The sequence below is a fragment of the Bathymodiolus heckerae thiotrophic gill symbiont genome (genome assembly GCF_900128515.1).
Lineage (GTDB): Bacteria > Pseudomonadota > Gammaproteobacteria > PS1 > Pseudothioglobaceae > Thioglobus_A.
Genome location: NZ_FQTP01000010.1, coordinates 19,118 through 32,842 on the forward strand (window position 1 = coordinate 19,118; position 13,725 = coordinate 32,842).

A 13,725-nucleotide genomic window follows, 5' to 3' on the forward strand; every position below is an offset into this window, starting at 1 on the left:
AACGCGTTTTTTTAATTTAAAAAGGAATTTAGCTATAAATGGATAATCAGAGTGTTGATTGTGGTTGTGAAGAAAATTCACAACCTTTACTATCTACCAGTGAAGCACTAAGGTTTTTAACCAATGCAGCTAACTGCACAAGCAACACCAACATGGTGAAGCTTGATGATGCTTTGAGTCAAGTTTTAGCTCAAGACATCCAATCTAAAATCAACATTCCTGGATTTGACAACTCTGCCATGGATGGCTACGCCATTAATTTAAAAGACAATCAAGTTAACACGCCTGGTGGATTTTTCTTTGACATTGTAGATCGAATCCCTGCAGGCAGTACCGGCAATGAACTAGCGCCTGGTTGTGCTGCGCGTATTTTTACTGGAGCACCTATACCAAAAGGTGCTAACACTGTCATCATGCAAGAAGAGTGTGAGCTGATTGAAAATGAGTCAAAAATTGAAATCTATCGACCAATCAGCTTAAATGAGAATATTCGCCCATTAGGTAATGATATTAAAACTGGCGTGGTTATTTTGGAAAAAGGCATTAAGCTAAAACCGCAAGATATTGCATTAGCCGCCTCTGTTGGTGTTAATGCTTTATCTGTCTTTCATCAAATTAAAGTCGGTGTATTTTTTACCGGTGACGAGCTAGTCAAACCTGGTGATGAACTAAAACCAGGGCAAATTTACAATTCAAATCAATATGCGTTAATCGCCCTATTAAAAAACTTAAATTGCAAAATTATTAATCTCAACACTATTAAAGATACCTTTAAAGCTACAGTTGAAGCGCTGAAATCACTTAAAGATCAGTGTGACCTTATTATGACGACAGGTGGTGTATCTGTTGGTGAAGAGGATCATGTCAAACCTGCTGTACAAAGCTTAGGAGAGCTAAATCTATGGCGCATTAAAATGAAGCCTGGCAAGCCTTTGGCGTTTGGAAAAATTGGTAACAGTGCCTTTATTGGCTTACCTGGAAACCCAGTTTCCGCTATGGTGACATTCTTATTATTTGCCCGACCGTTTATCAAAAAATTACAAGGTTGTCGTGATTATCATAATACCACCTACCAAGTGGCCGCCAATTTTGACTGGCATCGCTCTAAGCCTAGACGTGAATTTGTTAGAGTTAGATTAGATCAAACACAAATTCCAATACAAGTTAACCAATATCCAAAACAAGGTTCTGATGTTTTATCGTCCATGGTTTGGGCGGATGGCTTTGCAGAAATACCTGAAAAAACTACCTTTAAAAAAGGTCAGTTAATTAATTTTTATCCTTTAAACGAGATGATGTTATGAGTGGATTAACCCATGTAAACAAAAATGGTGAAGCCAATATGGTGGATGTTTCTAACAAAGACAGTACCACGCGTATTGCCAAAGCTCGAGCGCAGATTTCCATGAAAGCCAGCACCTTGCAAAAAATCAAAGATAACGATTTTAAAAAAGGTGACGTATTGGCCGTTGCACGTATTGCTGGCATTATGGCGGCCAAACAAACACATCATCTTATCCCTATGTGTCACAGCCTTAATTTATCAAAAGTGAGTGTTGATTTTGAATTTATTAAAGACGGCATAATAATCAACACCTTAACAAAGCTCAATGCCCAGACTGGGGTTGAAATGGAAGCGCTAACAGCCGCTAGTATTGCCGCACTAACTATTTATGACATGTGTAAAGCTGTTGATCGTTTTATGAAAATTGGTGAAATCCAACTCATAGAAAAACAGGGTGGAAAATCTGGCCACTGGATCAGAGATACATACCCCGTAGGAAAACAGCAATCCTCTGGGATGGTACTTGAAGATGTCTAAATTAATTGATAAATTTGGTCGGGAGATTAACTATCTTAGACTCTCTATTACTGAACACTGTAACTATCGCTGTTTTTATTGTCGTGATGACAAACACACGCCAAATTGCAAACGTGAAGACATTCTTAGCTATGAAAATATTCAAAGAATTGTACGACTGTTTGCAGAACTAGGCATTACCAAGGTAAGGCTCACAGGCGGAGAGCCACTTATTCGCCGAGGTATTGTTAAAATTGCCCGCTTAATCAGCTCAGTCCCAGGGATTACTGATGTACCTTTATCTACCAATGCACAGCTATTGGGGAAATTTGCACAAAAATTAAAAGAGAATGGTGTTAATCGAGTCAATATATCTATGGATTCTATCAACGTGGAAAAGTTCAAAGAGATTACTCGTGGCGGAAATATTGCGGAAGTTATTGAAGGAATTGACGCTGCAATCGCTGCTGGAATGTACCCAATTAAAATAAATGCTGTCGCCATGCGTGGCATTAATGATGATGAAATTGGAGATTTAATCGACTTTGCCATTGAAAAAAACATTGATATCCGCTTTATTGAAACCATGCCAATTGGATCAGCTGGCATTGAAGCGGCCAGTCAATATATGAGTGAGCAAGATATTCTAGCCAAAATCAACCAACATTTAAAAAATCGTTTAACACCATTAATTTCAAGCAAAACAGATGGGCCTGCCAGTAATTTTAAAATTGATGGCACCAAATCAACGGTTGGCATTATTAGTGCCGTGTCTAATCATTTCTGTGATGCTTGTAATCGCGTCAGATTGACCGCCAAGGGTGATCTTATCCTTTGTCTAGGACAAGAGGACTCTATCTCTCTAAAAGATGCTGTACGCTCAGATTTAAGCGATAATAAAATTAAACAAATGATTGTTGATGCGATCAACAAAAAACCTGAAAAACACGAATTCAATAGCGCTATTGATAACATCAGCAATAGACAAATGGCAGAGACTGGCGGATGAAGATCATATACTTCGCCTCTTTAAAAGAAAACCTGAAAACTTCTAGTGAGGATATCGAACTAACAGATGGATCAACGGTCAAACAACTTCGAGAAGCGCTTTCCAACAAACATGGATCGCAGCACTTTCCGGACAACATCCTTTGTGCAGTCAATCAAGAAATTGCCAATGATTCTGTTATTATTTTTAAATCAGATGAAATTGCATTTTATCCACCTGTAACTGGTGGGTAAAAAAATCATTCACAACTAGCGAGCGCTAAAAAAACAACTATTCAGACGATAAGAAAGTCATGTTGTGTTTATCGATTAAATCAAGTGCAATAGATCCACCTCTAGCAACACAGGTTAATGGATCTTCAGCAATATGTACATCAAGGTTGGTCCTACTCTTGATTAACTGATCTAGCCCTTCAAGCAAAGCACCACCACCCATTAGCATCACGCCATTTTCAGCAATATCAGAAGATAGCTCTGGTAGTGTTTTCTCTAATGCAACTCGTATAGCACTAACAATAGCATTTAAAGATACTTGCATTGCTTTTAGAGCTTGAGTATTAGTCATGATGAATTTCTCTGGCAAGCCACTTGCAATGCCACGACCAATATAAGTTTTCTTTTTAACAGCGCTGGTCTTAAATGCACAGCCAACCTCTTCTTTAATTTTTTCTGCAGTATTATCACCAATGATAATTTTATGCTGGGCACGAACAAACTTAACAATCTCTTCGTTAAATGCATCACCTGCAACGCGCAAAGAGTCAGCATAAACAACACCGTTTAAAGACAGAATAGCGATCTCTGAGGTGCCACCGCCGATATCAATTACCATGTATCCTGCTGATTCACCAATATCTAATCCAGCGCCTAATGCAGCGGCAATAGGCTCATCAATTAAGAACACTTCTTTAGCACCTGCTTCAACCGCACTTTCTTTAATAGCTCGACGCTCAACTTGAGTTGCACCTACAGGTGTACAGATTAGTACACAGGGTGAAGGTGAGAAAAAACCACTGTGCATTACCTGCTTAATAAAATGTTGTAACATTTTCTTGGTAATGGTGAAGTCAGCAATAATTCCATCTTGCATTGGGCGAATTGCCTCAATGGAGCCGGGTGTTCGTCCAAGCATATTCTTAACTTCTTTGCCAACCGCAATAACGGTTTTCTCTCTACTACGACCATCATCATGAACCGCAACAACAGAAGGCTCGTCTAGGACGAGCTCATTGTTAAGATAGATTAATGTATTAACAGTGCTGAGATCAATGGCAAGATGTGGAGATTTAAATAACCCAAACATAACTTCCTCAAGTTTTTTTAACAGGCGCGCCTATTCAGAAATAGACTGGCACGACTATTTGTTTACTGCTTCTTTTAACGCTTTACCGGCTTTAAATGCTGCAATAGTTGATGCTTTGATTTGAATCGCTGCGCCAGTTTGTGGATTACGGCCTACACGTGCTGCACGAGCTCTTGTTAAGAAGCTACCAAAACCAGTTAACTGAACACCATCACCACTTATCATAGCTTTAGTAATTGCATCTGTAGTTGCGTTAAGAGCTTTACCTGCATCTACTTTAGACAAACCTGTTTCAGTTGCAATTGCGTCGATTAGTTCTGATTTGTTCATTGTGTATTCCTTTTGTTTAATAATTTAATTAGTGTTAATATTGAAATAAGTCAATAATAACCATAACCTTTTTAACACATCCTTTATAAGATGTCTAGTTAATCCTGTAAAAATAACACTCTCAAGTTATCCTGTACTCCAGCCTCTTGGCCTTTTCATGCCGGAAACTTTACAAGCTTGCTTGACATAACCATATGGAAACATCTTAAATAGCTTAGATTTTGCTGCTTTTTTATCCACCCCAAAATCCTCTACCATTTGCTTAGTGGTATGACGTACATCGGGTGCTACGCCTTTTTCATCATAGAACTTACGCATAAAATCAAATACCGACCAATATTCATCATTTAATTCGATATTTTCCGAACCAGCCAACTCGAGAGCAACATCATGATCCCATCCTCAGGATGAATCAAATAACCCTCAGGATCTAGTTCAGCAGTTTTATTATTTACCTTCATATTGAAATAACTCCATTAATTTATACAACCCAAATAAGATTAATTGGGTCGATCATTTAGCAAAAATCCTTGAAATTGACGCTGGTTTTATCCATACCATCTTCATAACCTGATTCATATTCAGGCGTTTTTCTTTGCTCTTCAATTTTATGATTTTACAAATAATCTGCCACCCAACCTTGAATATCGTTATCGTTAACAAGCATTTTTTCCATTTTTTTTATAAAATTATGACGATTTTGCGCTTTACTGATTTTCAAGCCTTGATTTAGATCAATTAATGAAGCTATATTTGGTTTTCTTGATTCAGGTCAAGAAAACAGCAGTTTTACAAATCTGTCAATTGATAGCTAGGTAAAATTAACGAAAATTAATCATCAATTTAGGTAAATGGATAATACAAAAATTAAAATAGGCTTTGTTACAATTTCTGATCGTGCAGTGCGTGGAGAATACGAAGATATTGGCGGTCCTGCTATGCAAGATTGGATTAAGAGTGCAGTGTTATCACCTTATGAAATTGACAGCACTATCATTGAGGATGAGCAAGTTTTAATCGAAAAAACCCTAATTGATTTTGCCGACAATAGAAATTGTAATTTGATTTTAACAACAGGTGGCACAGGCCCAACTACGCGTGATGTTACTCCTGAGGCAACACATGGCGTGTGTGAGCGTATTTTTGATGGCTTTGCTGAACAGATGCGCAATGTTAGCTTACGTACTGTACCTACGGCAATTCTGTCGCGTCAAACAGCTGGCACACGTGGCAATAGTTTGATTATTAATCTACCAGGAAAACCTGCAGCTATTGCTGTGTGTTTGGGTGCGGTATTTTTGGCGGTGCCAAAATGCTTGGAGTTATTAGATAAATCCAATATTCAGATTGATTTAGACTTTGTTGAACAGGAGTTTGAATAAAAACTGTCAGGATTTTATTCAAAGGAAATTCAAGTCATAAAAAAATTTAACTTAGAAGATTTGACAATTTCTGACGATAAGCAGCACTTGCTTCTGGATTGGTTTTTTCAAGCATGTTGCAAATCATGCCAATCATCTCTCTAGCCGCACCTTCTTTATAATTTGAGTCATTTTGTTGAATTTTAAACAGTAAATCGACACCTTGATCAATATCATGTTGAGCAATAAAACAAATGGCTAGATCAAATTTCACCTGATTGTTATCTGCGTCTTCCACCAATAGCGCTTGTAATACCTCAACACCTTGTGTACTCCGTGCTAATTTTTTAAAATTTAACTGGCTAGAAATAGCCAAGCCAATTTCACTTTTTTGAGCCTCGTCACCGACTTTATTAAATAATCCTTCAGCTTGCTCAAGCTCGTTAATATCTAAAAAAATTTGCACCATATCAAGTGCCACTCTAACATTAGCAGGATCAGAGTTAATTGCTTGAGTAAGCAGCATAATTGCCTCAGAGGTTTCGCCAGCTAAATGCTTTTCACGTGCTCGCTCTCGCATTTCATCAGACTCTCTAAATACGCCATAATGCTTTAACAACAGTCTCAGCTCATCAGTACGATACTGTCCCTCTTCTCGCTGAACCTCTACACCATCTTTAAAAACAATAATAGTAGGCACATTGGTAACAGAAAATTGAGTTTTTAACTCTTCCTGTTCATCAATATCAATTTTTGCAAAAATAAAATCACCAGGAAATTCAGTTGCCAATTGCGAAAGCTCGTCAGCCATTTGAATACAAGGTCCAGCCCAAACAGCCATAAATTCAACAATAACAGGAATATGATTTGAATTATGAATCACTAATTCTTTAAAATTATTTTGACTGACTTCAAAAATTAGAGGTTTATTTTCAGTGCTCACAAGAACTTCCTTTTATATTTAACGGGGTTGAAATAAAATTGCTTTAATAGATTGATAATTAGTGGCTATATTGCGAAGATTTTCTTCACCTAGTTCAGTGTCAATTCTACCTTGATTAAGATCTTTAACTTGATCTACATACATTTTTTTAAGCGTATCTAGTGTTGCAGTTATTTCATAAACAGTTGGATTGCCAAAGTCTTTCCAATCTTGAGGTAATATATAAGGATATGCAGGAACAAACTCTATGAGTTTTTCATCATCCTCAAACATTGAAAATTAAGCGGTAAGACTCGCGAATAACAATGGAAGCTGTTCTGGCAACTTTTCAACATTTTCAATAACGGTATAGTTATTTTCACCAAAAATGCGTTTCACATAGGCATCAGCATGAGGGTCAAGCGTTAAACAATAAGTTAATACGCCTGTTGAATACAATTCTTCCACGGCTTTTTTAGTGTCAAAGCGCAAGTGTTGCGGATCTGTTTCATCGATATCTGCTGGTTCTCCATCTGTCACCAATAGAATTAACTTTCGTTTTTCTTGCTGTTTGTGTAAGTGTGTGCCAGCATGTCTAAGAGCTGCACCCATACGTGTAGATAAGCCACCCTTCATACCTGCAAGACGTGCTTTAGCTTCATCATCAAAATGTTGATTAAAGTCTTTTAAACGAAAATATTGAACGTCATGACGACCATCAGAAGCAAAACCGTGTAATGCAAATGGATCACCAATACCTTCCATAGCAACTGATACTAGTGTGGCGGCTTCACGCGTTAACTGCAAAATAGTTTTATCAGAATCGCCCACCATCTCGTTAGTAGATTCGGACAAGTCTAATAATACCACAATAGACAAATCTCTAGTATTGAGCACGTTACGCATAGTGATACGTGGATTTGGCTGATCACCCATACGAATTGAAATCATAGCATCAATGGCAGCGTTAATATCAACTTCGTCGCCATCCTCCATGCCACGTTTGCGTTGAACGCCTGCTGGAGCCAATAAATCAATAATTTGACGAATTCTATGAGCGATGGGCTTATGCTCTAATAAGATATTTTCAATATCTTCTGGATCGCCTTTGGTTGGGCGACGTTCATAAATAGTCGCCCAATCTGGACGATGTAATTGAATTTGATAATCCCACTCATGATAATGAAACGGATCAGAAATAGGCTCTGTACCCATAGTTTCATTAAATGATCTGGCGTTATCAGTTAAGTCATCCTCATACACACGCATTAAGTCTTTACAGGTCCAAATTACTTGAGCATCATCACCAGCTAATTCACAATCAACCTCATGCGCCATCATTAATGGACTTACTTCAAAACGCTGTTGAGATTGACTGGCAGCAATGTATTCATCGCCCAAGTCCCAGTTAACATCTTCATAATGCCAAATAACACGATTATCATCACGGTAATCAACACGGTAACGCTCAAGAATTCTTAAACTTGGTACGGCCTTTCGACCTGAAAATAAGTTATAAAGCTCAATACCCATTCGCCAAGCAAACTGATTGTTATCTTTATTTTCTTCAATATTAGCATGGAATTTAGCAGCAAGATCATTTAACTGATCATCATCGCCTTTAGTATCCATATCAAGCAACTGCAAAGCAAAACCTTCTAAAATTTCCATGGTTTTGTGCTCTGCAGGTTCTTCGTGCTCAAGTAACATTAAAGAACGCCATAATTTCTTTAAGCCCGGAAATTCTTGCACGGCTTTATACTCAACGCGTGCATCTTCTAACAAGCCAATAAAAAACATTTGTGCTGGACTGAGTTGTTCAGCAGACATAGACTTTGTCGCGTACATCATATGCGCAGCCATATGAGCAACAGTGGCACGATAAATCTCTAAACCTTCAACGCCTTCAATATCGTCTAATGCATCTGGAACATACAAAATACGCGTATCAACATACGGTCGAAAATCTGTATATTCAGCACCTGTTGGACGAATAAAGAAATCACGACCCCATAAAGCACGAAGGTAGAAGTTAAGCTTTCTTTGCACTCTTACAAATAACACTCCACGCCTTTCACGCTCTAACATAGCACGTGAATCTTGTGATTCTAATGAAAAATATGAAGTGAGATTTTTAAAATCACGACGGTATGCTTTAGCACCAAACTGTGACCAACGGCGTAAACCACTCAAGGTGAGTTTAGATAACAATTGATCGATATTGTTCAGCATTGGGCGTAAACCTCGTGCAGCCGTTGAGGATAGCTGATGTATCATTGTTAAATAGCCGCGTACTAATTGAGCATCGCCCAAATGACGTGCAACCAATGGTAGCGTAGATAACAACAAAGAAACCACTTCACCGGAGGTAAGTGACGAAAGTTTCATGGAAGCTGTTACACAATCAGGAATAATATCTTCGCCACATTCTTTTGCAATTTGCGGCATTACCTCTAAATAAGTAATTACTAGATCATTACCCCTACCTAAGTTACATAATGATTTAGCACCATCCAAGTAATCTTTTAAACCTGCAGGTGAAATGACACGTGCAGCGTCAGCAAACGTATGATCGAGTACATTCTTGACCTCTGGTGCGATTTTTTCAAGAAATTCAGAATAATCTTCAAGTAGAATCTTTGACATAATGACAAATACCTTAAATTAACAAAATGTTAAATAATTTAAAAGCTTACATCTTGAAACAACAAGCCTCAAGATGCTTTTTTAGGAGTTAGCCTAGAAAAGTTTGTACTGCAGCTTTCAATGTATCGCGCATATCAGGATCATCGGTTAATGGCGTAATCATTGTCATGCTACACGCGGCTTCAGGATCAACACCTTTAGCAATCAACTGACCTGCGTATACCAACAAACGAGTAGAGATACCTTCATCAAGACCATGACCTTTAAGATTACGTGCACGATGTGCAATTTGCACTAATTTTTCAGCCATTGTTACATCTACGCCAGATTCTTTAGTTACAATCGCTACTTCTAAATCAGTTTCAGGGTAATCAAAATCCAAGCCGCCAAAGCGCTGCTTGGTTGATTGCTTAAGATCTTTCATTAAACTTTGGTAACCAGGGTTGTATGAAATGACTAATTGGAAATCTGGGTGCGCTTTAACTAACTCACCTTTTTTATCCAATGGTAATTCGCGACGGTGATCTGTTAATGGGTGAATTACAACCGTTGTATCTTGACGCGCTTCAACAATTTCATCTAAGTAACAAATTGCGCCAATACGAGCTGCTGTTGTTAATGGGCCATCTTGCCATTTTGTACCGTCTTTGTCTAGTAGAAAACGACCTACTAGATCAGAGGCTGTCATATCTTCATTACAAGCAACACTAATCAAAGGTCTGCCTAATTTCCAAGCCATGTATTCAACAAAACGTGATTTACCGCAACCTGTTGGTCCTTTAATCATCATTGGCATACGAACGTCGTATGCAGATTCATAAAGCTCTACTTCATTATTTACTGATTCATAATACGGCTCATCTTTGATGATGTATTGATTTGGATCTACTTTTATTTCAGACATAACTCTCCTTTCTTATTTATTCATCTTCATCATCGGTTTCAATCTCACCTGACCAGCCCGATGATTTAGCCTTTTCCAGAGCAGCACCGTGTATTCTTGAGTGTCGCTGCGCTAACTCCGGCGGTAAAAAACTTACTAAACAACCATACTTATCCCACTCATCATTGACCTTTTGCAAAAGAGCATCAATTCCAGTAAGATTCCAACCTTCACAGGTCTCAGTTTCTTCAATTAATTCAAAGACCCAGGCGTCTCTAATAAGCTTACCAATCGTAGTCATACCACCATTGATTTCATTGTTAATTCCAACATATACTTTAGGTTTATTCATAGTGCATTATTTTATAGCAAAAAAAACCCCAACTACAAGAGTTGGGGTTTTTTGTGTCGAACTTAATTAACTATTAAACCGTTTGACCACGGTAAATAACCATTGAAGTACCTGCACATTGTGCGAAGTTGTCTAGACCTAACAAACGAACATGATTGTCCGGATGTGCAGCATGACAATTTTCAATTTCTTGAAGAATCGCGTCAACATCTGTTTCACCAAACATTGGAAGTTTCCACATGTACCAGTATGAACCAGCAGCATGCTGAGGCTCAGTGTGCTCTACACTTGGGTTCCAACCCTTGTCAACAATATATTGAATCTGCACACGCATTTGCTCAGCAGTTAATGTTGGTAAGTATGAGAAAGTCTCAAATTTACGACTTTCAGTGTTACCTAAACTTGATTGATAATCTTGCATATTAATGCTCCTTATTTTTTAGTTAATTAACAAAGTGTTTTCTCAAACACTTTGTTAGTGATACTTTACTTATTTATGTGCTGCGTCAATCTTGTCAACAGTATCGAATTCAAACTTGATTTCTTTCCAAGTTTCCATTGCGATTGCCAATTCAGGACTGTGCTTAGCTGCAGAAGTAAGAATATCTTTACCTTCTTTCTCAAGCTCACGACCAGAGTTACGAGCTTCAACACAAGCTTCAACCGCTACACGGTTTGCTGCTGCGCCTGCTGCGTTACCCCACGGGTGACCCAGTGTACCACCACCAAACTGTAGACAAGAGTCGTCACCGAAAATGTTTACTAGTGCTGGCATGTGCCATACGTGAATACCGCCAGAAGCTACAGGGATTACACCTGGCATAGAGCCCCAGTCTTGATCAAAGAAGATACCGCGTGAACGATCTTCTTTAATAAATGAATCACGCATAATGTCGATCCAACCCAATGTTGCTTCACGGTCGCCTTCAAGCTTACCAACAACAGTACCTGAGTGTAAATGATCACCACCAGACAAACGCAAGATTTTAGCCAAAACGCGGAAATGAATACCATGGTGCGGGTTACGATCTAATACTGCGTGCATTGCACGGTGAATGTGTAACAACATACCGTTATCTTGACACCATTGTGCTAGACCAGTATTAGCAGTCCAACCACCAGTAATGTAGTCATGCATAATAATTGGCGAACCAATTTCTTTAGCATATTCAGCACGCTTCATCATCTCATCAGCAGTAGGTGCTGTTACATTTAAGTAATGACCTTTACGCTCACCAGTTTCAGCTTCAGCTTTCTCGATAGCTTCTTGCACGAAGTCAAAACGAGCTCTCCAACGCATGAATGGCTGAGAGTTAATATTCTCATCATCTTTCGTGAAGTCTAAACCACCACGAAGACCTTCATAACATGCACGGCCATAGTTCTTAGCAGATAAACCTAACTTAGGTTTAATTGTACAACCCAAGAAAGGACGACCGTATTTATTAAGAATATCACGCTCCATACTAATACCTTGTGGCGGACCATTACAAGTCATTACGTATGCAATTGGGAATCTAATATCTTCAAGTCTTAATGCACGTAAAGCTTTAAAGCCGAATACGTTACCAACTAGAGAAGTCATTACGTTCACTACTGAACCTTCTTCAAATAAGTCAATTGGGTATGCAACAAATCCGTAAAAACATGTATCGTCACCTGGTACATCTTCAATCGCATATGCGCGACCTTTGTAGTGGTCAAGATCAGTTAATAGATCCGTCCATACAGTTGTCCAAGTACCCGTTGAAGACTCAGCTGCTACTGCTGCTGCAATTTCTTCACGAGGTACACCCTCTTGTGGTGTAATTTTAAAACACGCCAGGATATCCGTATCTAACGGTGTGTAATCCGGCATCCAATAAGTATCGCGGTAATCTTTTACACCCGCATCATAAACCTTTGCCATTTTTTATAGCTCCTTTCATTAAAAGAACCGCAATCATACAATATATTTTATATAATGTAGAATAATATTTATTTAAATAATAATAAGATTTACTTATGATTAACTATACATTAAAACAACTCTATAGTTTCGAGGCTGTCGTACGTACCAAAAGCTTTACCAAGGCCAGTAAAGAACTATTTGTAACTCAGCCAGCAGTTTATATGCAAGTACAACAACTCACCAAAAATATTGGCTCAGACCTTATTAGCACTAGGGGGAAAATTGTTACACCTACCCACATTGGTAAAATGTTTTATCAAACCTGTCTTGATATTATTGATACACTTGAAAATAGCAAACTAGCTATTGAGCAAACATTAGATCCTGAAGCGGGCCATCTGCAAATCGCTGTTGCCACCACGACTAACTCCTTTGTTAGTCGAATTTTAGCCAAATTTAAAGCGGAATTTCCAAGAATGACATTCCACCTAGAAGTGACCAATCGAAAAATGTTATTGGAAAAACTTATAGATAATTCTGCTGACTTAATCATTATGGGAGAGCCTCCACTAGAAATGGATTTAGAAACTCTACCATTCATGGAAAACCCACTGATCGCTATTGCTCATCCTGATCATCCCCTGCTAGGCAAAAATAACAGCATTAAAGATCTTAACAAAGAAACTCTTATTACTCGTGAAGAAGGCTCAGGTACGCGTATTACCATTGAGCGTATTACCGGTATGAAGTTTAATTCAGATATTCAAATTAACTCCAATGAAGCAATTATTGAAGCGGTTCAAGCAGGACTAGGCATTGGCTTTGTATCCAAACATACGGTAAATCTCGAGCTTGATAATGGCATCATTAAGCAACTTACTGCTCAAAAATTCCCTATTACACGTCACTGGTACATCGTACATAACAAGAAGAGTCGACTATCCCCTATTGCCAAAAAGTTTAAAACTTTTATTATTGATAATGGCGATTTATAACATTCTGCTTACCAAAAAAATCCCCATTTAATGGGGATTTTTTTTACTTAATATATAGCCTTAATGACTAGCCATATTGATTCATAGGATCGCCACCAACGCCACCTGCAGCTGCACCAGCTTCTTGCGGGATGTCAGTAATCATTGCCTCAGTAGTAATCATCAATCCGGAGATACTCGCCGCATGTTGTAAGGCTGCACGAGTTACTTTAGTTGGATCAAGGATGCCCATT

Annotated in this window: 16 protein-coding genes; 6 read left to right on the forward strand and 10 right to left on the reverse strand. The window is 38.4% G+C overall.

Annotated features, from left to right (window positions below):
- Positions 1–38: 38 nt before the first annotated feature.
- The 4 genes from BTHERMOSOX_RS02400 to moaD are packed head-to-tail and all read left to right on the forward strand — an operon-like array spanning position 39 to position 3,043.
- On the forward strand, positions 39–1,304 hold the full coding sequence (locus BTHERMOSOX_RS02400; protein ID WP_138119062.1) for a molybdopterin molybdotransferase MoeA: 1,266 nt from the start codon (positions 39–41) through the stop codon (positions 1,302–1,304).
- On the forward strand, positions 1,301–1,822 hold the full coding sequence (gene moaC / locus BTHERMOSOX_RS02405; protein ID WP_138119064.1) for a cyclic pyranopterin monophosphate synthase MoaC: 522 nt from the start codon (positions 1,301–1,303) through the stop codon (positions 1,820–1,822). Before BTHERMOSOX_RS02400 ends, moaC begins: the two co-directional genes overlap by 4 nt.
- Positions 1,815–2,810: a GTP 3',8-cyclase MoaA gene (gene moaA / locus BTHERMOSOX_RS02410; RefSeq protein ID WP_138119066.1), complete on the forward strand. Its 996-nt coding sequence runs from the start codon at positions 1,815–1,817 to the stop codon at positions 2,808–2,810. Before moaC ends, moaA begins: the two co-directional genes overlap by 8 nt.
- Positions 2,807–3,043 carry a molybdopterin converting factor subunit 1 gene (gene moaD / locus BTHERMOSOX_RS02415; protein ID WP_138119068.1) on the forward strand — a complete coding sequence of 79 codons (237 nt, stop codon included), beginning with the start codon at positions 2,807–2,809 and terminating at the stop codon, positions 3,041–3,043. The genes moaA and moaD overlap by 4 nt, the downstream gene beginning before the upstream one ends.
- A 37-nt stretch (positions 3,044–3,080) precedes the next feature.
- Here the strand turns inward: moaD and BTHERMOSOX_RS02420 are convergent, their stop codons facing one another.
- From BTHERMOSOX_RS02420 to BTHERMOSOX_RS02430, 3 genes are all read right to left on the reverse strand, one after another.
- Positions 3,081–4,112 (reverse strand): rod shape-determining protein, encoded by a 1,032-nt coding sequence (locus BTHERMOSOX_RS02420; protein ID WP_138119070.1) that lies wholly within the window; start codon positions 4,110–4,112, stop codon positions 3,081–3,083.
- A gap of 54 nt (positions 4,113–4,166) precedes the next feature.
- Entirely contained in the window at positions 4,167–4,442 is a 276-nt protein-coding gene (locus BTHERMOSOX_RS02425; RefSeq protein ID WP_138119072.1) for an HU family DNA-binding protein, read from the reverse strand.
- Positions 4,443–4,568: 126 nt separating this feature from the next.
- Complete coding sequence (locus BTHERMOSOX_RS02430; RefSeq protein WP_346654937.1) at positions 4,569–4,817, reverse strand: TusE/DsrC/DsvC family sulfur relay protein; 249 nt, start codon at positions 4,815–4,817, stop codon at positions 4,569–4,571.
- Between the two features lie 476 nt (positions 4,818–5,293).
- On the opposite strand from BTHERMOSOX_RS02430, the gene mog reads away from it, so the two are divergent.
- Positions 5,294–5,824 carry a molybdopterin adenylyltransferase gene (gene mog / locus BTHERMOSOX_RS02435; RefSeq protein WP_138119074.1) on the forward strand — a complete coding sequence of 177 codons (531 nt, stop codon included), beginning with the start codon at positions 5,294–5,296 and terminating at the stop codon, positions 5,822–5,824.
- 46 nt (positions 5,825–5,870) lie between these two features.
- Here mog and BTHERMOSOX_RS02440 read toward each other — a convergent pair whose 3' ends face one another.
- From BTHERMOSOX_RS02440 to BTHERMOSOX_RS02470, 7 genes are all read right to left on the reverse strand, one after another.
- Positions 5,871–6,746, reverse strand: a complete 876-nt coding sequence (locus BTHERMOSOX_RS02440) for a tetratricopeptide repeat protein (RefSeq protein ID WP_138119076.1) — start codon at positions 6,744–6,746, stop codon at positions 5,871–5,873.
- 18 nt (positions 6,747–6,764) lie between these two features.
- Positions 6,765–7,019 (reverse strand): hypothetical protein, encoded by a 255-nt coding sequence (locus BTHERMOSOX_RS02445; RefSeq protein WP_138119079.1) that lies wholly within the window; start codon positions 7,017–7,019, stop codon positions 6,765–6,767.
- 6 nt (positions 7,020–7,025) lie between these two features.
- Positions 7,026–9,371, reverse strand: a complete 2,346-nt coding sequence (locus BTHERMOSOX_RS02450; protein ID WP_138119081.1) for a nitric oxide reductase activation protein NorD — start codon at positions 9,369–9,371, stop codon at positions 7,026–7,028.
- A gap of 88 nt (positions 9,372–9,459) precedes the next feature.
- Positions 9,460–10,275, reverse strand: a complete 816-nt coding sequence (locus BTHERMOSOX_RS02455) for a CbbQ/NirQ/NorQ/GpvN family protein (RefSeq protein WP_138119083.1) — start codon at positions 10,273–10,275, stop codon at positions 9,460–9,462.
- Between the two features lie 16 nt (positions 10,276–10,291).
- Complete coding sequence (locus tag BTHERMOSOX_RS02460) at positions 10,292–10,606, reverse strand: hypothetical protein (protein ID WP_138119085.1); 315 nt, start codon at positions 10,604–10,606, stop codon at positions 10,292–10,294.
- Between the two features lie 73 nt (positions 10,607–10,679).
- Positions 10,680–11,027, reverse strand: coding sequence for a ribulose bisphosphate carboxylase small subunit (locus tag BTHERMOSOX_RS02465; RefSeq protein ID WP_138119087.1), 348 nt, complete (start codon positions 11,025–11,027; stop codon positions 10,680–10,682).
- Between the two features lie 69 nt (positions 11,028–11,096).
- Positions 11,097–12,515: a form I ribulose bisphosphate carboxylase large subunit gene (locus BTHERMOSOX_RS02470; RefSeq protein ID WP_138119089.1), complete on the reverse strand. Its 1,419-nt coding sequence runs from the start codon at positions 12,513–12,515 to the stop codon at positions 11,097–11,099.
- Positions 12,516–12,610: 95 nt separating this feature from the next.
- Between BTHERMOSOX_RS02470 and BTHERMOSOX_RS02475 the strand changes: the two genes are divergently transcribed.
- Complete coding sequence (locus tag BTHERMOSOX_RS02475) at positions 12,611–13,492, forward strand: LysR family transcriptional regulator (protein WP_138119091.1); 882 nt, start codon at positions 12,611–12,613, stop codon at positions 13,490–13,492.
- Positions 13,493–13,725 lie beyond the last annotated feature (233 nt).